Annotated in this window: 16 protein-coding genes; 7 read left to right on the top strand and 9 right to left on the bottom strand. The window is 39.4% G+C overall.

Translation table 11 applies throughout. From position 1 onward, the window contains the following. Positions 1-50 precede the first annotated feature (50 nt). Positions 51-302, top strand: a complete 252-nt coding sequence (locus H6G68_RS08795; RefSeq protein ID WP_190906285.1) for a hypothetical protein — start codon at positions 51-53, stop codon at positions 300-302. A gap of 116 nt (positions 303-418) precedes the next feature. Here the strand turns inward: H6G68_RS08795 and H6G68_RS08790 are convergent, their stop codons facing one another. From H6G68_RS08790 to H6G68_RS08780, 3 genes are all read right to left on the bottom strand, one after another. Next, a complete protein-coding gene (locus tag H6G68_RS08790) occupies positions 419-1447 on the bottom strand; it encodes an amino acid ABC transporter permease (RefSeq protein ID WP_190906284.1) in 1029 nt (342 codons plus the stop codon). Between the two features lie 67 nt (positions 1448-1514). Beyond that, the gene (locus tag H6G68_RS08785; RefSeq protein ID WP_190906283.1) at positions 1515-2417 is read right to left on the bottom strand and encodes an amino acid ABC transporter permease; all 903 of its coding nucleotides are present in this window, start codon (positions 2415-2417) and stop codon (positions 1515-1517) included. 78 nt (positions 2418-2495) lie between these two features. After that, on the bottom strand, positions 2496-3563 hold the full coding sequence (locus H6G68_RS08780; protein WP_190906282.1) for an amino acid ABC transporter substrate-binding protein: 1068 nt from the start codon (positions 3561-3563) through the stop codon (positions 2496-2498). Between the two features lie 376 nt (positions 3564-3939). Between H6G68_RS08780 and H6G68_RS08775 the strand changes: the two genes are divergently transcribed. After that, positions 3940-4911: a DMT family transporter gene (locus H6G68_RS08775; protein WP_339327849.1), complete on the top strand. Its 972-nt coding sequence runs from the start codon at positions 3940-3942 to the stop codon at positions 4909-4911. A gap of 193 nt (positions 4912-5104) precedes the next feature. Here H6G68_RS08775 and H6G68_RS08770 read toward each other — a convergent pair whose 3' ends face one another. Next, positions 5105-6409, bottom strand: a complete 1305-nt coding sequence (locus H6G68_RS08770) for a hypothetical protein (RefSeq protein ID WP_190906280.1) — start codon at positions 6407-6409, stop codon at positions 5105-5107. 982 nt (positions 6410-7391) lie between these two features. Between H6G68_RS08770 and fmt the strand changes: the two genes are divergently transcribed. Next, a complete protein-coding gene (gene fmt, locus H6G68_RS08765; protein ID WP_190906279.1) occupies positions 7392-8390 on the top strand; it encodes a methionyl-tRNA formyltransferase in 999 nt (332 codons plus the stop codon). Between the two features lie 68 nt (positions 8391-8458). On the opposite strand, the gene H6G68_RS08760 is transcribed toward fmt, so the two are convergent. Next, complete coding sequence (locus H6G68_RS08760; RefSeq protein ID WP_127052016.1) at positions 8459-8830, bottom strand: DUF6464 family protein; 372 nt, start codon at positions 8828-8830, stop codon at positions 8459-8461. 590 nt (positions 8831-9420) lie between these two features. Here H6G68_RS08760 and psaC point away from each other — a divergent pair. From psaC to H6G68_RS08745, 3 genes are all read left to right on the top strand, one after another. Further along, the gene (gene psaC, locus H6G68_RS08755) at positions 9421-9666 is read left to right on the top strand and encodes a photosystem I iron-sulfur center protein PsaC (protein ID WP_010997613.1); all 246 of its coding nucleotides are present in this window, start codon (positions 9421-9423) and stop codon (positions 9664-9666) included. 511 nt (positions 9667-10177) lie between these two features. Then, entirely contained in the window at positions 10178-12073 is a 1896-nt protein-coding gene (gene glmS / locus H6G68_RS08750; RefSeq protein ID WP_190906278.1) for a glutamine--fructose-6-phosphate transaminase (isomerizing), read from the top strand. A 122-nt stretch (positions 12074-12195) separates the two neighbouring features. Continuing rightward, positions 12196-13086, top strand: coding sequence for an Rpn family recombination-promoting nuclease/putative transposase (locus H6G68_RS08745; protein WP_190906277.1), 891 nt, complete (start codon positions 12196-12198; stop codon positions 13084-13086). Between the two features lie 578 nt (positions 13087-13664). On the opposite strand, the gene H6G68_RS08740 is transcribed toward H6G68_RS08745, so the two are convergent. Then, positions 13665-14012 (bottom strand): hypothetical protein, encoded by a 348-nt coding sequence (locus H6G68_RS08740; RefSeq protein ID WP_190906276.1) that lies wholly within the window; start codon positions 14010-14012, stop codon positions 13665-13667. Between the two features lie 162 nt (positions 14013-14174). Here H6G68_RS08740 and H6G68_RS08735 point away from each other — a divergent pair, with 162 nt between their 5' ends. Then, positions 14175-14438 carry a hypothetical protein gene (locus H6G68_RS08735; RefSeq protein ID WP_190906275.1) on the top strand — a complete coding sequence of 88 codons (264 nt, stop codon included), beginning with the start codon at positions 14175-14177 and terminating at the stop codon, positions 14436-14438. Between the two features lie 226 nt (positions 14439-14664). Here H6G68_RS08735 and H6G68_RS08730 read toward each other — a convergent pair whose 3' ends face one another. From H6G68_RS08730 to psb34, 3 genes are all read right to left on the bottom strand, one after another. Continuing rightward, positions 14665-16530: an ABC transporter ATP-binding protein gene (locus H6G68_RS08730; protein ID WP_190906274.1), complete on the bottom strand. Its 1866-nt coding sequence runs from the start codon at positions 16528-16530 to the stop codon at positions 14665-14667. A 71-nt stretch (positions 16531-16601) separates the two neighbouring features. After that, the gene (locus H6G68_RS08725; RefSeq protein ID WP_190906273.1) at positions 16602-18743 is read right to left on the bottom strand and encodes a tetratricopeptide repeat protein; all 2142 of its coding nucleotides are present in this window, start codon (positions 18741-18743) and stop codon (positions 16602-16604) included. A 322-nt stretch (positions 18744-19065) separates the two neighbouring features. After that, a complete protein-coding gene (gene psb34, locus H6G68_RS08720; protein WP_190712686.1) occupies positions 19066-19245 on the bottom strand; it encodes a photosystem II assembly protein Psb34 in 180 nt (59 codons plus the stop codon). Positions 19246-19299 lie beyond the last annotated feature (54 nt).

Raw genomic sequence — 19299 nt, 5'->3', positions numbered from 1 at the left:
TAAATACATCATAAACTCTATCGAGTTACCGTAGTTTACCAAAAATGGCGATGGCACACCAAAACACAGCAATCAACGTTGACAATTCCCAAAAAGTCAATCTATTCCAACTATTACAATTACTTACATCTCAAATACAGAGATTATTGTGGCATTCTCATGCCTACGGCACAGTTTTTGGTGTCTTGATACTCAGCTTAGGAAGTTTGATTTTTCTGGGTATCCATTGGACTTACCGCAAATTATTTTTCACTCCTCCCGTTGTAGAGACAAATGAATGGGACATGAAAAGTAGTAATTAAACACCAACTTTTTCCAAAGAAAAATAAAAGTAATTTAGAGCTAAAAGCCGAAAGATTAACCCAATATACAACAGTCCCAGGTTATCAAATTGTCAAAACAGTAAAAGCAACCTGTACTAAGAACTTGGGTTATTACTTAATTGCTTTTCTAATTTTCGAGATGCTAAGGACATGGAGTAACAAAATACCCAATAAATAAAACCTATAAATATATAAACTTCTGCATAACGACCTAGAAACTGTGGTTGTGCCAAGATAGAACGGGCAATACCTGTAAGTTCAACTAATCCCACTAAAGATAAAAGAGAAGTATCTTTAAATAAGCCGATAAACTGACCAAAGATAACAGGAATAACAGCACGTAAAGCTTGAGGTAAGATAATTAATATTACTACTAATGGTGTATTAAAACCTAATGCTTTTGCAGCTTCAATTTGTCCCCGTGGGATTGATTGCAGTCCACCGCGTACATTTTCTGCCATGTAAGCAGCACTAAATAGTACCAGTCCAGCAATTCCTCGCAGTAATCGATCTAAACGTAAATCACTTGGTAAAAATAAAGGAAGCATGAATTGAGCAAGGAATAAAAGTCCTATGAGTGGAACTCCCCTAATTATTTCAATATAGAGGATAGAAAACCAACGCACTACAGGTAAATTGCTAGTTCTTCCTAAAGCAAGTAAAACCCCAATGGGAAAGGAAAGTACAATACTTATTGTTGCCATTAATAAGGTAAGTAGCAAACCGTTCCACAAATTTGTAGATACAGATTCCAGCCCAAAACCTCCACCAAGTAACCACAAAATTATCGGGAAAGATAATAACCAAACTAACGAAATCCAAGGTGTAATTAATTTAGATAATTTTTGGGAAATTAAAAAACCTGTAAATACACTCCAAGTTATCACGCTGAGAGTTGTAACTATTGCTAAAATAATCCAAACTCGCCAATACAAAGTTTTGGGAAATCTGCCAACTAAAAATAAGTGTAAATTTACCTGAATTACTTGCCATTGCGCTTGAGTAATTGCCCAAGTTAATATTCCTTTAGTTACCCAAAAAAGAAATATCAAAGATAAAATAGTTAATAAGCTATTGTACCAAGTATTAAATAAGTTTTTGCGTAACCAAGTTATTTTAGTCATTAGTTATTAGTCATTAGTCATTAATTATTAGTTATTAGCATTAGCATTAGCATTAGCATTAGCATTTCTACCTCTCTTTTATCTGCACGGTACGGTTAAATAAATTCATTATTACAGAGATGGTTAAACTGAGGGTGAGATAGGTGAGGATAATTAGTAACATAACTTCTACGGCTCTCCCTGTTTGATTAAAGGTGGTAGAAGCAACAAAATAAATATCAGGATAGCCGATAGCGATCGCTAAACTGGAGTTTTTTGTCAAATTGAGATACTGACTGGTGAGTGGGGGAATGATTACCCGTAAAGCTTGGGGAAAAATCACCAACCGCATTGCTAACCTTGGTTTTAGCCCCAGTGATTGGGCTGCTTCCCATTGTCCCTTATGTACTGATTGAATTCCACCCCGGACAATTTCTGCAATAAATGCAGCTGTGTAAAAAGTTAACCCCAGCAACAAGGCTGAAAACTCTGGAGAAAAGCTCATCCCCAGAAGTTCTATCCCATTTTGACTAAAGTCAACCAACCCCCCAAGAGAAATTTTATTTTCAACCTTGGGAAAAGCGAGGAAAACAGCAAAGTACCAAAATAGTAATTGCAGCAATAAGGGAGTATTACGGAAAAGCTCCACATAAACTGAGGTAATATTCCGCACTAACCAGTTATCTGAAAGACGAGCAATTCCCGCAGTTAATCCCACAATGGTGGTCAGAATAATTCCTACTATTGCCACTCGCAAAGAGTTTATTAAACCCACCCACAAGGCACGGCTATAGGTATCTGTTGGGTTGTAAGCAATGAGTTTTTCACCAATATCAAAAGATGCTTGTTGCCCAAGAAAATCAAAGCCAAACTGAATGCCTAATTGCTGGAAATTTCGGTTAAGATTACTCCACAGTATCGTTACCAAAACTGCTGCTAAAAACACGGCAATTAATTGTCCAGCAATTCGCCAAAAGTGGTTTTTAGTCATTAGTCATTGGTGATTGGTGATTGGTGATTGGTAATTGGTAATTGGTAAATTATTCTTCTCTACTTTTCCCACTCTCTATCATCTAAAAGGGGGAGAATAGAGTAAACCGCCTTTTGACCAAAGTTGATTTTGACCACGAGCTAAATTAAGCTTTGTTTTGGCTCCCAGATTGCGATCGTAAATTTCACCGTAGTTACCAACGTGCTTAATTATTTTAGCTGCGAAATCTTTTGTTAAGCCAAGTCCTTCACCAAGGTTGCCTTCTGTACCTAAAAAACGTTTAATATCTGGGTCAGTACTAGTGGTAAACGTGCCTACATTCTGAGAATTAATTCCCAATTCTTCAGCTTTTACTAAAGAATAAACAGTCCACTTGACGATATCTGCCCATTTAGTATCTCCTTTAGTAACTGCTGGTGCAAGGGGTTCTGAGGACAGAACATCATTGAGAATGATGTTATCGTCTGGTTTGGGTAGAGTTGTGCGTCGAGAAACTAAGCCGGAACGGTCTGTAGTAATTGCGTCACAACGTCCTTCTGCATAGGTCGCAAAGGTAATATTAACGTCTTCAAAAACAACGGGTTTATAGGTTATATTCCGTTTCCGCATTTGGTCTGCTAAGTTCTGTTCCGTAGTAGTACCAGTTTGGATACAGATTGCTTTATCTTTGAGGTCTGCTAGGGATTTGATGCCGCTATTTTTGCGAACCATTACGGCTTGACCGTCATAAAAAACCACGGGGGCAAAATCTAAACCTTGGGAGGTATCACGACTCAATGTCCAGGTAGTGTTACGACTGAGAATATCTACTTCCCCGGTTTGCAAAGCTGTAAATCGTTCTTTGGAATTAAGATTGCGGTATTCTACAGCTTCAGGATTGTCAAACACAGCAGCTGCGATCGCACGACAAACATCTACATCAATACCGCTATATTTACCATCAGCCCCCACAAAGCTAAATCCTGGTAATTCCCCACTCACACCACAGATGAGCTTACCACGGCTTTTAATGCTATTCCAGCGATCGCGTGTGACTTGTGCTTCAGGGGTACTGGCTGTGGTTGCTGTTTTTTCTGAACCGCTACTACAAGCACTGAGGGCAAAGATCATGGGAGCAATGGCTAGAATTAAACCTGATTTACGCATAATTACTTACGGACTACTATTTAAATAGGTTTTGAACACGAATGAAATTGCTGCATTCTATCACTGTTCTCCATTAAAAGTTCCCTGTTCTGTCACCTGACTATCAATAAGAAACAGCGAACAATGTTAGATGTCTATTGGTGTCGGAGTTTTATAGCCCTCCGCAGGCATCACTCTCCCAAATGTTCAGAAAGATCCGTGTAATGGATAGCCCTATTGGGAATAGTTAAGGTAGTATTTACTTTATGTAGTAAAACTTAATTTTTCAAAATAGAAAAATGTTGATAAAAATAGTAACCCCCCCATTCCTCGTTATTGAGGGGAGATTTAGAAAGTCTTTATGAAATTGTTTCTGAGTAAGATATTCAGCCGTTGGGTGCCAGATGGTTTCAGTCTCGATACTTATACCCATCAATTTACACAAAATAACTTGCGTATTAAAGGAATAATACTGTTCGTTATTATCAACATCATTTGGGGTTCAACCTTCCCACTCATCGAAAACACAGTCAATAGTCTTTCGCCCAGTGTATTAATTTCAATGAGATTCACTGTAGCAGCAATATTTTTTAGCGTCAATTTGCGTCGTCTAAATAAGCTGATGCTACGCGATGGTTTACTTCTGGGACTCTTGTTTTTTGCCTATCTAGCTATTGAAACAATTGCTCTGGAGAGCATTCATGCTAACCGGGCAGCATTTATTATTAGCCTAAGTGCAATCTTAGTACCTTTACTGGGCTTGTTTTTGGGTCAGCACTTACCGTTAAAAACCTTCCTGTCTGCTGGACTTGCTATTTTTGGTATCGGCGTAATATTTTGGGGAGAGGGAGTACTAGGAATTGGCGATTTGCTAATGTTAGTAGATGCCATTGTTTATGCAATTTATACTCTAATACTAGAACAAATAGCACCCCGTCATCCATCTTTATCGCTCACTAGCGTCCAATTGGTTGTAGTTGCCATACTAGGCGCACTGTGGAGTAACACACAATTAGTCGAAGAGTTTAATACCATAAATGAGAACTGGAGCGTGATTCTTTACCTAGGGTTAGTGGCCACTGCCATTGTCACCTGGCTTCAAACATTAGCTCAACGATGGATTCGGTCTGAAGAAGCGGCTTTACTCTATACACTTGAGCCAATATTCGCAGCGATATTCTCGTTTTGGTTACTTGGCGAACAGCTTGGTATAAGCAGTCTCATTGGCGCGACTTTTGTTTTATCTGCAATAGTTCTCGGACAAAACTCTCAAGATTTCGAGCCGTATACAGAGGTTGATGTCAGCGAACCAACACCAGCTGTGCTGGTTGTCTCGGAGGCTAATTGTGTAAAATCAAATAGTTTGTGATCTTAAATTAAACATCTCTGTGCTGAGTCCTGAGAGTAAACCAGTAGCTTCAAAGCTTTGAGCAAACAACACTGTTCTAACCACCTTGGCACTTGCTATATATTGCGCGCTAAAGGGAGAAGGACTGAACATAAAAATTTCCCGTTTTTACCTTTAGCAACAACGGGAATTAATATTGTTAATTATTTACGAATTATCGGGACGCAACTTGTGGTTCAGCCCAAACTTGGGGATCTCTTTCACCAAAAGTCACAGGTTGATCCCCATCTGTGGAAACATTTACACTTTTACCATCACTAGACACTTGCACCAAAGGCCAATTTTCTGCACCTAATTCACCTGTACGGAACAACGCATGATCAGGTTGTTTTTTACTCCAACCTAATAATATTGCTATTTTTTCATGCTCATTTTCTTCTTGAGGTGGTGCAACTGTTTGAGTCTGATTTTGTTGACGATCCCAAATCAATGCATGATCTGTAACATCGGCTGTGTTAAATATGCCTACAAACTTGCGGGCTAAAAAGCGATCGCCTTTTTCTGACCAGCTGACAGGAACTAATACCCCTATTTTGCCTTGATGATCGATTTCTTCTGATCCCACCGTCTGTTTTAATAGTGGATCTATAGGCTGAGAAGTTGCAGCCATCACTCGCAAACTCTTGGTTTGCTTATCTTCTATAAACAACAAGCTAGTTACTCGGCTGTTGTACATTTCTGGGTTGACTTCTAGTTGCACACGGCTATAAACAGCATACCTGCCATCGGGAGAAACCACTGGCACACTGCGATAGTATCGCACTCCAGAACCCCCTTTTCCGCCAATAGCTTCCTGAGTCATCATAATCCATTTCCAGGGGATCGGATGTGGACTGCCCATGGGATCATCTGGTATGGCTTCCAAGTCATCCGGCTGACTATTTACAGGTATTTCTGTGATTGAGGATGGTTGTGATTCTCTGATGCTGGAAGTGATATTAGTTGTTGCTAATGCTTGAGTCCCCATACTCTTGCTGACTAGAGAATCTCCTTCACCTTGCAAAGCCTGAACTTTCGCATCTTTTAATTTTTGGATTAAATCTGCTTGACTAACAGGAACTTTTGCTAAATTAGCTTTTTTAACTACTGCCAAGATATCACTAGCAGCCACATCACCGCTTGACAGATTATTTGCTTTCCCAGCCCCAGAATCAATTTTATCAGCCAGTAATAGTTGCCTTTCCTCACTTATAGGCTTGTTGACTAGCATAGACTCTAATCTTGCACCCAAGAAGTTGACTCGACCTACTTGTAAATTAGGTTCCTTTGCAACAACCTGCTCCTGGGTCATTGAATCTGATAGTTTAAGTCCTGAATTAATTTTTGCTACCTGTGATTGTTTCGCTGAGGTAGAGTAAACAGATACCCCTATAAAGGGTGCAATGAGTATCACAACAACAACGTACTTAAGAAATGGTTGTACGCGGAACCATCCTGACAGCAAAAGGGGTTTAAGCATGAGTGGACTCTCTAGGGGGTGGGGCAGTTGCTATGTGAGGGGCAATGTCTATACAGCAAGGAAAAAGCTATGAATATTATATGTATAACAACAAACTACAAGCTCTAACGAGATAATCTCTTCAAATTTTGCATCACTTTACAAAAGTTTCAGTATCATCGTTCACACCTTTATAATCTTCAAACTCTGTAATTTTTCTGTACAATGTTGCAAAAAACTACTGACTATTGAGAAACTCAGTAATTAGTGCGTGACTATACATGAAATTTTAGCCTATACTCAAACCAAACCGAATATAGATGACTCTAAAAAGAATATAAGTTGCGTCTTTGGACTACTAAAGATGGCGACTAAATTTAAGTAAACTATTAACAGCAGCTTAAGCTAAAACTAATCAAACTTAGGTTTGCTTATTTATTAAGCTGCCATAACAGCGCTGACCCCGATAACACTAAAAGATGGTTTGTTCCTTGAGAATCTCGGATAGTCGGCGCAAAATTATCAACAAAAATATCACTGTCATCCACCCAAAGTCATAAATGGCAAATCTATTCGTAAATATGGCGATAGATTTACTGCAAGGCGCTACGTGTAGCTTGCTTCCCCAGAGGGGTACGCTTGCCGCAGGCATCACGCAAATACAAGCAAAACTAATTTGGTAACTTATCAAGTTAATTGGATGATCAGATGGCTAAATGGCCAGCCATAAGGCAGAACCAAATATTGATGCTTTTAAACAGCAGAGACAGTTAATCTCATCTGACCTGTTTGCCAAAATATTTTAGTCTATCAAGGAACTTTTTGTTGCACCGATAATGAACACTTTACCATCAAACAACTAAAATTTAATGTCCAAAAAACAAAATTGCTTTGCGTTTTTTTCATCGCTCTTGGGATTTAGTCAGTTGTGGGCAGTCGGTTGTCAGTGATTCATGACGCACTTAATATTGACTAATGACTAATCACCAATGACTCATAACTAATGAAAGTCGTCTTTTTTGGTACTCCCCAGTTTGCAGTTCCCACTCTCAAAAAATTACTGGATCACCCAGAATTTCAAGTCTTAGCAGTTGTCAGCCAACCAGATAAACGCCGAGAGCGAGGGAATAAATTGACACCATCCCCAGTAAAAGCACTCGCTACTGCTCACAACCTCTCAGTATGGCAACCAGAGAAAGTGAAAAAAGATGTTGAAACTTTAAGCCAACTTCAACAATTAGAAGCAGATGTTTTTGTCGTAGTTGCCTACGGACAGATTTTGTCTAAAAAAATCTTAAAGATGCCCAAGTTGGGTTGTATCAACGTACATGGTTCGATTTTACCTCAGTATCGAGGAGCGGCTCCCATTCAGTGGTGTCTGTATCACGGGGAGAAAGAAACCGGGATTACAACCATGTTAATGGATACTGGCATGGATACGGGAGATATGCTTTTAAAAGCAACTATACCTATTCAATTACTAGATAATGCTCAAATTTTAGCTGATCAGCTAGAGATAATTGGTGCGGATTTGTTGGTAGAAACCCTACTCAAACTGGAACGTCAGGAAATTGAACCCATTCCCCAAGATAATTCCGCAGCTACTTACGCATCTTTGATTCAAAAGCAAGACTATAATTTGGACTGGTCAAAGACTGCTATCCAGTTACACAATCAAATTAGAGGCTTTTATCCTAACTGCATAACTACCTTTCGTAACCAAGCACTAAAAATCACAGCCACTGTTCCCCTGGATTCTGCTTATATTCACGAGTTACCACCTGAATTACAAGATAAAATACATAAAATACCTAATTTGTCAAGTATATCCGGCGTTCCTGGACAAGTAGTGAGTATTGCTAAGGGAATCGGCGCAATTGTACAAACTGGGGAAGGGTTGTTGCTTTTAAGAGAAGTTCAGCTAACTGGAAAACGCCCTCAATCAGGATGGGATTTCGTGAATGGAACTCGCTTAACAGTGGGAGAAATGATTGGTGATTGAGATCAATTAAAAATTAAAAACAGTTTCAGTCGGGGGTCTTTCTGCATTTTCTCCCCGTCCCAGTGTCTTTAGCCCCCTGTCAAGAGTTCCCTGTTTTCATAAAACCGACATGATTTACAGGGGCCTTCTGGGTTAACTGCACAGCGAATGATTTCTGAATGAGCATTATAGCTACAGGTGGCATCACCAATTACCCACCTTCCCTGCAATAAACTTTTTTCTGATGGTCGTTTAGCTTTTTGGACGTAAATAGCAATATTATGTAGGCGGTAGCGCCCTCCTTTATAGTGGTATCGATGACGACGCTCTAAAACTGCGTAAGTTGTACCTTCCAAGTCGAGATAATTTCCCGGTTGGGGTGTCCAATCAAGTTGTAATCTACCGAGAGACTGACACGAATTTGTCAGAATTACCTCAGTTGGCAAAGAGTCTGGCTCCATAATAAGTTTATATTATGTGATTTACACTATAAAAATGGTATCGCAATCGTCTACCATTGCTGACTAAGGTTGGATGATAATTAATGATTTACTATTGTTTGCAACCAATTTACATTTCAGGAAGATATTGATCTTGGCGTTAATTAAATATCAAATTTAACTCTCCTACTAAGGGAATATGCGAGCATTTAGTCAGGAGATGATCAGATATCTGACCATTGGTTTACAATTCCAGATCATTTAAGATTGTGGCTGAGTAGTTAATACTTCTTAACAAACTGACTGAACTTGAAAATCCCCTAGCGACCAATTTATAGGTACTATAGATAACCCTGAGAAATTGACTTGAGATTTACACATCTTTACAATCTGCGATGTTTGGAAAGAGTCTGTCGGGTAAACACTTGATGCCTATGTTGCTGATTAAAGCTGAATAGCGGCGATCTTGGCACATAAACTGTTCAGAGAGCTTATTAAATAGTTTGAAGTTATGTAGCCTTTTACTTACAGCCCATCCAGCACTGCGGTAAACTATGCCTTGATTATGATTCCTTCGCAGAGAAGAACACTCGAAAGGAGCAGTTTTTTCAATGTCTCATACCGTAAAAATCTACGATACCTGCATCGGCTGCACCCAATGCGTCCGCGCTTGCCCCACTGACGTTCTAGAGATGGTTCCTTGGGATGGCTGTAAAGCTGCTCAAGTGGCATCTTCACCCCGCACAGAAGACTGCGTAGGCTGCAAACGTTGTGAAACAGCTTGCCCCACCGACTTTTTGAGCATCCGGGTTTATCTGGGCGCTGAAACAACTCGCAGTATGGGTCTAGCGTACTGAGGATTTTACAAAACTCAGTAAATTAGTGCTGAGGGCTGAGAAAAGGAGAAATAAGAAGCAAGTCACCTAAAAGCATTCTTGTTTCTTCTCTCAGAACTCAGCACTTTCAAGAAACAGTACCGAGTACCGAGTACTGAGTCACGAGTGTGGGGTGTAAAGATGGGAATAAAGTACTCAAGAAAATTTTGTTTCTTTCATTCATAGCGGGTGGCAGCGCCGCCTGTGCAGTTGCTCTGAAGAAATTAAAAATTCAAGATTAAAAATTCAAGATTAAAAATTAAAAACGAGTAACCATTGCTGTTGTAAGCCTTTTAAAGAGAGCAAGTTGCTCATTTTTATTCGCTGCCGATGACTACTCTGTGCTGACAACTATACTTAATTAAATTCGGTGAACAGTAAATCGTGAACAGTTATTAGGCTGATGGTGAGATATTCACAACCAAATGAACTGATAACTGGTAAGTGGTAACTGGTAACTGGTAAACATCCTGAAAGCGGAGTGGTTTAAGCAATGTGCGGAATAGTTGGATATATAGGCACTCAAGCAGCGACAGATATTCTACTGGCTGGATTGGAAAAATTAGAGTACAGAGGTTATGACTCGGCGGGAATTGCCACTATTTGGGAAGGTGACGTTCATTGTGTGCGGGCTAAAGGTAAATTGCTCAACCTGCGTTCTAAACTAGAACAAATCGAAAATCCTGCCCAAATTGGCATTGGTCACACGCGCTGGGCAACTCATGGTAAACCAGAAGAACATAACGCCCATCCACATATGGATACGGCGCTGCGGATAGCGGTGGTGCAAAATGGCATTATTGAGAATTACCGCGAGTTGCGGGAACATCTGAAGGCGCTAGGACATGAATTTCGTTCAGAAACAGATACAGAGGTAATCCCCCATCTAATTGCTGAGTGTTTAAAGCATTCTCCTGAAAATTCCCTTTCCGCTTCGGTTTTTTTAGATGCAGTGCGGGAAGCTGTGAGTAAATTAGAGGGAGCTTTTGCTGTTGCGGCTATTTCTGCTGACTACCCTGATGAATTGATTGTAGTCCGCCAACAAGCACCGTTAGTCATTGGTTTTGGACAAGGTGAGTTTTTCTGTGCTTCTGATACCCCGGCAATTGTCCCCTATACCCGCGCTATATTGCCTCTAGAAAACGGCGAAATTGCTCGTTTGACTCCTTTAGGGGTGGAGGTGTATAACTTTGCTGGACATCGCTTGAAAAAGCATCCCCGCACCCTGAACTGGAATCCCATCATGGTGGAAAAACAGGGATTCAAGCATTTTATGCTCAAGGAAATCTATGAACAACCGGGAGTAGTGCGGGATTGTTTAGAAGCTTATTTCTCAACAGAAGATAATGCCCAAATAACTGATCAATCACCGGTGAAATTGGGTTTACCAGCGGAATTGTCCGCAGATTTAGAACAAATTCAAATTGTTGCCTGTGGTACAAGTTGGCACGCTGCATTAGTGGGTAAATACTTATTAGAACAATTGGCGGGAATTCCCACTCAGGTACAATATGCTTCTGAATTTCGTTATGCACCATCACCACTAACGGCTAATACTCTAACTATTGGCGTAACTCAATCTGGAGAAACTGCTGATACTTTGGCAGCTTTAGCGATGGAAAAAGAACGCCGACAGGGAAAAGAAGCTAAGTATCAAGCGCGACTTTTGGGAATTACTAACCGCCCAGAAAGTAGTTTAGGTAATATGGTTGCGAATATTATCAATACTCATGGGGGACTTGAAATTGGTGTCGCAGCGACGAAAACTTTTGTGGCGCAATTGATGGCGTTTTATGCTTTGGCGTTAGATTTGGCTTATCGTCGTCATGAGATTACTTCCCCAAGATTGGAGGAAATTATCACAGGTTTACGTCAGCTACCAGGGGAAATTGAAGCGATTTTAGAAACTCAAGAACGTTATATTGAGCATTTGGTACATGATTTTGCAGAAACGAAAGATTTTATCTTTATTGGGAGAGGAATTAATTTTCCAATTGCGTTAGAAGGGGCTTTGAAATTAAAAGAAATCAGTTATATTCACGCCGAAGGATATCCAGCAGGGGAAATGAAGCATGGCCCAATTGCGTTGTTAGATGCGAAAGTTCCTGTAGTTGCGATCGCAGTTCCTGGTACTGTATATGAAAAGGTGATTTCTAATGCTCAGGAAGCAAAAGCTAGAGATGCAAGGTTAATTGGTGTGACTTCTGTTAAAGATGGGGAAGCGGCGGAAATCTTTAATGATTTAATTCCTGTTTCGGAAGTCGAGGAAATTCTTTCCCCAATTCTCACGGTTATTCCATTGCAATTGTTAGCTTATCATATTGCCGCGCGGCGGGGTTTGGATGTGGATCAACCGAGGAATTTAGCAAAATCGGTGACAGTTGAATAACTGATATTTGTGGAGTAATAAAAAGTTGGAAAATAAATAAAAAAGTTGTACAATTTCTCCTATGGATGTATGTGCTAATCATCCACAGGAGAATTTTTTGTGGCTAGGATTAATTAGATTATATGCGGCGGGATTCAATTTTTTATTATTTATTTCAAAAATATCCAACGCTACTTTTTGAATTATTGAAAAATGCCCCAGCGAATGCGGCTAATTATCGCTTCGATTCTGTAGCGGTGAAAGAGCCAAAGTTTGAAATTGACGGGGTGTTTTTACCACCGGAAACAGAATTACCAGGGGTGGTTTATTTCTGTGAGGTGCAATTTCAGAAAGATGAGAAACTTTATGAGCGTTTGTTTGGGGAGTTATTTTTATATTTTTATCGAAATAGAGAGCGTTTTCAAGATTGGCAAGCGGTGGTAATTTATCCGACTCGTAGTATGGAACAGGGAGAAATTCACCCCTATCGCTCAGTTTTGAGTTCTGAACAGGTACATCGAGTATATTTGGATGAGTTGGGAGAAATTGAGCAATTACCCCTTGATGTGGGTTTGTTGGTGTTGACAACACTAAAGGAAGACAAAGCACCAGCAGCAGCGCGATATTTAGTCAACCGTTGTCAGCAGGAGTTACAAGAAGCAGCAGATAGTCGTGCGATAATGGAAATAATTACCACGATTATGTCTTATAGGTTTACTCATTTAAGTCGTGTGGAGATAGAAGCAATGTTAGGTATAACTTTTGAGCAAACTCGCTTGTATCAAGAACTAAGAGAAGAAGCTACCGAAATAGGTATGCAACAAGGTATAGAAAGAGGTAAACAGGAGGGAGAAGCAAATCTCATCCTGCGGTTATTATCTAAAAGATTTGGGGAAGTTCCTAGTCAGCTAAAAATGCAGATAGAGAAGTTATCTCTGGAACAATTGGAAGATTTAACTGAGGTGTTGTTAGATTTTGCGAGTTTAGATGATTTGGTTGTTTGGTTGCACAATATAGAAGTTTCTGAGAAGTAAAAACGCGGAAATGTTTTTTAAATAATCGATAAAATACTTAAAAATAACCTCTAAGGCAGTACCAAATACAATTGCTAATAGAGGTTATTATTCATTATACTCAGAGACAAAACAGATTTTGAAATTAGTTTCTTTTGATATCAGGAAAAATCTGATAAATTTCCTGCCAGTGCGGACTCACCCAACCAGCAATACGGATTATTTCTCGTAAAACTTCTACAGATAGCATTAATTCTAATTTTTCAAAATCACATAGCAATTCTGAGAAAGCAGAAAAAAACTCATTTATCCCATTTAATGGGAATTTTTCATTTATAGCAGGAGTCAGGAGTAGAACCCTCTTGTAGTGGGAGTTTCATTATCAATTGATGTCCTAACCACCCTGTCCACGGCTATAATGGTAATTTTTCAAAAAATCGCATTATTTTTGAATCAGGTTCTAATTCTGATTGTGTATCTTTTTGTTCTTGTGATTTTTGAAAACCATTATCATCATAATAATACTCAGATATGGAATTATTAGTTTGAGTTAAAACTTCTTCTTGTAAATTTAGTTCATCACTAATTATATTTATTTCTTATAAAACTGCTCTTTTTTCCCAATCAATTTCTATTAATTCAGCAAATTTATAAGCCATATTTAATGTTTTTATGGCTTGTTTTTTATCACCAGTTTTATTTAAAAATCCTGTAATTTCACCAAACAATATTGCCAATCGCAAATAATCATTTTCGCTCAATTCATAAATAATATATTGGCTCAGAATTAAGTCTGCTTCTACTGTTAATTTTGATTCAACAAGTGCTAATGCTAATTTAGTAATATAGCTTATAGGCAGAATAAAAATATCTAGGAATTGCAAAATTTCTTGAGCTTTAACCAAGTGACCACTTTCTAGCAAAGATTCTATCAAATACTTTTGCATCCATGCTTTTTCTATATTGTCCTCTATTTTCTGTGTAAATTATTGTGATTCATGAAAAATAGCTTCTGCATTATACAAAACTTCCAGCCTTTGTTCACTGATTCTTGCCTTGGGAATTTCCCAAACTATAACCTCTAACTAACGTTACAGAGGTTACATCCAATGATAGTGCAAACTCAATTCTTAACTCCCACAGAAATTGGTAGAGAATTAGAAAAACTCACTGGTAAGAAAATCAGTCCTATTAAGGTCAACCAACTACTTCAAGAAATGCAGTTGCAGTATAAAGCTGCTAATCTGTGGCAACCCACGATATTAGGTAAGGGATTAAGTGTGATACTGCCCTACACAGGTACAAATAATCATTGTGGATTTCAAGTTAAATGGAGTACGGATATAATTGACTTGCTGAAAAATAAAATATAAATAGACAAGTGCGATACCTTTCCTGCGGAACGCTACGCGAAGGCATTTTGGAAATGCTGCGATCGCTAATAGAGGTTATTTTTTATGGCTTGACGTAAATATAAACAGACGCAAGCCAAGCTTGAGCGATATTCCCCTTAGGGAACTCCAAAAAATAAATTATCCAATTTCACAGAATCAAAACAACTTTTCCTCTCCCTGTCCTCAAAACGATGGGGTATTTTTTTTACTTGGAAGCCCGTAAATGACGATTCCTGATTCTTTCCGCACTACCTGTAGGAATCGCCGCAATTAATTTTCGGGTGTATTCTTCTTTTGGTTGGCGGTAAAGACTTTCAGCTGTACCTTCTTCCACAATTTTCCCCTGATTCATCACCAAAATGCGATCGCTCATAAATTTGACCACACTTAAATCATGGGAAATAAATATATAAGTAAGTTGAAACTCATGCTGTAATTCTTTTAACAAATTCAACACCTGGGCTTGTACTGACACATCCAGTGCCGAAACAGACTCATCGCAAATAATAAATTTAGGATTTAACGCCAAAGACCGCGCAATACAAACCCTTTGACGTTGACCACCAGAAAACTGATGAGGATAGCGTTGCAGATCATCTGCCCTCAATCCCACCCGTTCTAACAGTTCCGCCGCCCGATCTCGCCGTTGTTGCTTTGTCTTCCCCACCGAGTGAATTAACAACGGTTCCATAACGGCATCCCCAATCTTCATGCGGGGATCAAGAGAACTAAAAGGATTTTGAAAAACTATTTGCATTTCTCGTCGCAATTTCTGCAACTTTTCGCCTTTGAGGGTAGTAATATTCTGCCCATCAAACAAAATCTTACCGCTCATGGGTGCGATTAATCTGAGCAAAGTTCTGCCTAAAGTGGTTTTACCACAACCCGATTCTCCCACCAATCCCAGAGTTTCTCCTGGATACACATCAAAAGAAACAGAATTTACAGCCATATTGTAGGGTTTTGTCCCACTTAATACCCCCCGCACCGGGAAGCCAACTGTCAAATTGCGAATTTCCAGCAGGGGTTTTTGGGCGGTGAGATTTGTCAATCTTTGGTTAATCTCTCCACTGGTGATATCCCGTGGTTGTGCTGGTTCTTTGGCATGAATGACTACCTTTCCGGTTGCATCTTCCTCTGCATTCATATAGTCAGAAACAGTCAACAATTTTTGGGGACGGCGTTCCAAGTTGGGACGACAAGCTACAAGTCCCTTAGTATATGGATGTTGGGGACTAGTAAAAATTTGCTCTGCTGCACCATATTCGACAATTTTACCTTTATACATCACCGCAACTTGGTCAGCGATTTCCGAAACTAACCCCAAGTCATGGCTGATGAAAATTATGCCCATATCGCGGCTTTGCTGTAATTCCCGCATCAAGTCAATAATTGTTGCTTGTACCGTCACATCTAAAGCTGTGGTGGGTTCATCAGCAATTAACAGTGATGGGTTACAGGAAATAGCCATTGCAATCATCACCCGTTGTAACTGTCCTCCGGAAAGTTCATGAGGATAGCGTTCCAGCATCGCTGCTTTATGTTCTTGTACTAACTGCGCTAGTTGGAAGCTATTTGGCTGCGACTTATGAAGATACCGCTGCTGAATTTCTTCATCACTAGATAAAAGTTTAACTTCTTGTAAAAGAGCGATCGCTATTCTTCGCGCTTCCGTTGCACTCACATTCTGATGGCGCATAATTGCTTCCGTCAGCTGAAACCCAATATCATAAACCGGGTTGAGTGAAGTCATCGGTTCTTGAAAAATCATGGCGATATCACCACCCCGGTACAGCTGCATTTCCTGAGGAGGTAAAGCCAATAAATCGATGGGTTGGGCATTCTCCTGGGGACGAAACCAAATCTGTCCCCCACTCACCCTACCGGGATACTGCAACAAACCCATGACAGCTAGGGCTGTAACTGATTTACCACTCCCCGATTCTCCTACTATTCCTAGAGTCTCACCTCGATTTAATTCAAAGGTGATACCATCTACAGCATTAACTTTGCTGCCATCACCGGAAAATTCAACTTGTAGATTGCGAACCTCTAGGACAGTTTCTTTCATGAGTACCGGGGTATTAAATTTGACTAAAAGTTAACAGATGTTTTGATATTTTCTTAAGTTAACTCTATATTTTACAACTTAGGTAAAATTTCTGGAATTAAATTACCCGGAACTTTAGATAAAGCCAAATTTTGTCCTTGTATTCCTAACTCATTGTGGAAAGTCCGAATGGCTTTGACGATATGATTGAAAGTTGTTTGATAAGGTTCTGTTTGTTTAATGAAACCCTTTAATGCTCGCACATGATTTTCTAAAGCTGCTTCTAAATGGTGAGAAATTATTTTTTTGTCCCCAACAAAGGAGCCATCTATTGCTAGTTGATAATGAGCTAACCCCAAGTTATTGTGTGTTGCTAACAAATCAAAACTTAAAGCTACGCCATTAAGGGAGTGAGCCAAATTAATTGTTTCTTCATAAGCATTGATGCATAATTGCAGAAAATTTTGTCGTTCATCTTTAGATATTTTCGGTAAATTCGCTATATGCCAATAAGCAGTGCCAAGATTATTTTGGGTAGCCGCACAGGCATTGGGAACATTAGCAGGTGTGCGATATTTCAGCGCTTCACAGTAGACATCAATTGCTAACTGTAGGTATTCCATTGGTTTTTCATATTGGGAGAGATTCCAATAAGCAGTGCCAATGTTGTTTTGAATCATGCCATACTTCAGCGGTTCCTCTGCGGGTTTGTAATGAACCAGTGCTAAATTATAAGCTGCGATCGCTTTCTGGAGATGCTCTACTGGTTGACTATGTTGTCCTAAATGCCAGTAAGCAGTCCCCAAATTATTCTGACAAGCAGCATACTTTAAAGGATCAATTTCCTCTGTACGATAAAGGAGTGCTTGACTATAAGCCGCCACAGCTTGCTGCCAGTTTTCCACAGGCTGAGAAAACTTTGCTAAATCACCGTAAGCTGTTGCCAAATTATTCTGCACACGGGCATAAATTTCCGGTTGGGTATCAGGTGCAATTAATTTGATTGCTAACTGATAAAATTCTATTCCCTGCTCTATATAAGTCTGTTCCTCCCCATTATTTCCTGGTGTGCGGTGTAGCATCCAGTAAAGTGTACCCAAATCATTCAAAATATCTGGAAGTTGTGGCGAAGAGTCGTCATAGCTAACTGCTTCCTGATAAGCAAGAATTGCCACCATTAAGTTTTCTAAATTTGACTGTCCTTGCTCAATGCGGAGGCGATATAAATTTCCTAAGTTTTCATAAGCTACTGCTATTTCTGCTCCAGAAGCTTTTTCCTGATGTAGTTGTTCAATTTCCCAGAGCAGTTGGTGTGGTTGCCAGTTATGATATGCATCTTCACCAATATCCGTGTTAAGTGTGGCTGTAACTAGCGACCTTAACTCGTCACTAACATATAGAAAAGATGATAGCTTTGGGATATCAGTTCCATTGGCAGATATTGCAGTCGCTTTCTCTGGTGTATGTTCAACTGTTTCTGCAAATGGTTTTTTCTGAAAATTCTTAATGTCAGTAACCTGAAAATCTTGGACAGCCTGTTCTGAGAATTCTTCTAGGGTGTCAAAATTAGTTATATCTCCACTTCGCCAATTAGACAAATTGTCTGGATCTCGATTATCTATGCTTGGTGTCGGTTCACCGGCAAATATAAATATACCAGTCCGACAATGCCAAAATTTTGGTGCTGATTGCTGAATCGCATACAACCAAGGACGCGGTAGCCAAAAAAGCAAGCTAGAGTCCAGAAATCGACTGGATTCTTGGTTAGCAAAATACTGCTCGCTTAAACGCAGATAGTGTAGAAACAAACGTTGCACGGCTACTGATTGTTTAGTTAGCAGTTCTACACCAACAATTTGAAATGCTGGTATTGGTAAAGGACGACCAGGCGTATCCTTTGATTCTCCCACAATCGGTGGTGGATAATTAGCCAACCATTGATTTATTTGGGCGATAGGATTGGGATCGTTTAGATTTAAACGCAATGTGACCAATCGTGGGTAGGCTGGAGTACTGATTGCTCCTGCATCTGCTGGCTGATATAGCACTTGCCCCAGTGGATAAGCCAACGTCGAATGCAACCGAGTAGCTACTTGATTTCTCAAGTGTAAATCATCACATATAGCAAAAAGAATTTGTCGCCGCAAGCCAAGGCTCAAGGCAAGTTTTAGGCGTTGATATACTTGCCTATTCCAAGCAAAAATATCTGTGGGTAAAGTTTCATTCACACTCATGGTGGCTACAGAGCCGAAAGATAGTATACATCCTGAAGGAATGCATGGGACATCACAGAAAAATCTCATTATTCTGATTTTCTAGTCAATGTTTTCTGCTCAGGATGAATTGAGTTTTAAAGATTTAATATGGTAAACTTAAGTATATAATTATACACTTTCAATAATATTATAACAAAATATAAAAAAATTAGGCTCCTCCTCACATTGGAATCTGAGAAGCCAAAAAATTGACCTGTTTAAATTTAGGAGTGAAGATTCAAAATCCAAAATCCAAAATTTAAAATCTTAAATTCGGTGATTTACTTAAAGTCCTTAATTCCTAACCGACTTGGGAAACAGAGAAGGCGACAAAAATTAAGCCACCAACCAAAAGCGCAGCCCCAATTCCTAAGATAATATAAGTACGCTTTTGTCCATCCGTGGGAGGTTCTGCTTGATAAACCTTGGGTTCACGGGCAAAATTATTGATAAGACCGCCTTCTTCGTTTGTGTAGGGCATGAAGTGATTCCTTGTTATTTTCTTTGATTTTATGTTACATAATTCTAGATTTAC

Origin of the sequence: Anabaena catenula FACHB-362, assembly GCF_014698735.1 — a bacterium.
In the GTDB taxonomy this organism is placed as follows: Bacteria; Cyanobacteriota; Cyanobacteriia; order Cyanobacteriales; family Nostocaceae; genus Anabaena; species Anabaena variabilis_A.
This window is presented reverse-complemented; position numbering and strand designations above follow the sequence as displayed.

Excerpts from the sequence above, each read along its gene's own strand:
- H6G68_RS08795 (WP_190906285.1), top strand. The coding sequence starts at position 51 with ATGGCACACCAAAACACAGCAATCAACGTTGACAATTCCCAAAAAGTC.
- H6G68_RS08790 (WP_190906284.1), bottom strand. The coding sequence starts at position 1,447 with ATGACTAAAATAACTTGGTTACGCAAAAACTTATTTAATACTTGGTAC.
- H6G68_RS08785 (WP_190906283.1), bottom strand. The coding sequence starts at position 2,417 with ATGACTAAAAACCACTTTTGGCGAATTGCTGGACAATTAATTGCCGTG.
- H6G68_RS08780 (WP_190906282.1), bottom strand. The coding sequence starts at position 3,563 with ATGCGTAAATCAGGTTTAATTCTAGCCATTGCTCCCATGATCTTTGCC.
- H6G68_RS08770 (WP_190906280.1), bottom strand. The coding sequence starts at position 6,409 with ATGCTTAAACCCCTTTTGCTGTCAGGATGGTTCCGCGTACAACCATTT.
- fmt (WP_190906279.1), top strand. The coding sequence starts at position 7,392 with ATGAAAGTCGTCTTTTTTGGTACTCCCCAGTTTGCAGTTCCCACTCTC.
- H6G68_RS08760 (WP_127052016.1), bottom strand. The coding sequence starts at position 8,830 with ATGGAGCCAGACTCTTTGCCAACTGAGGTAATTCTGACAAATTCGTGT.
- psaC (WP_010997613.1), top strand. The coding sequence starts at position 9,421 with ATGTCTCATACCGTAAAAATCTACGATACCTGCATCGGCTGCACCCAA.
- glmS (WP_190906278.1), top strand. The coding sequence starts at position 10,178 with ATGTGCGGAATAGTTGGATATATAGGCACTCAAGCAGCGACAGATATT.
- H6G68_RS08745 (WP_190906277.1), top strand. The coding sequence starts at position 12,196 with ATGCGGCGGGATTCAATTTTTTATTATTTATTTCAAAAATATCCAACG.
- H6G68_RS08740 (WP_190906276.1), bottom strand. The coding sequence starts at position 14,012 with ATGCAAAAGTATTTGATAGAATCTTTGCTAGAAAGTGGTCACTTGGTT.
- H6G68_RS08735 (WP_190906275.1), top strand. The coding sequence starts at position 14,175 with ATGATAGTGCAAACTCAATTCTTAACTCCCACAGAAATTGGTAGAGAA.
- H6G68_RS08730 (WP_190906274.1), bottom strand. The coding sequence starts at position 16,530 with ATGAAAGAAACTGTCCTAGAGGTTCGCAATCTACAAGTTGAATTTTCC.
- H6G68_RS08725 (WP_190906273.1), bottom strand. The coding sequence starts at position 18,743 with ATGAGTGTGAATGAAACTTTACCCACAGATATTTTTGCTTGGAATAGG.
- psb34 (WP_190712686.1), bottom strand. The coding sequence starts at position 19,245 with ATGCCCTACACAAACGAAGAAGGCGGTCTTATCAATAATTTTGCCCGT.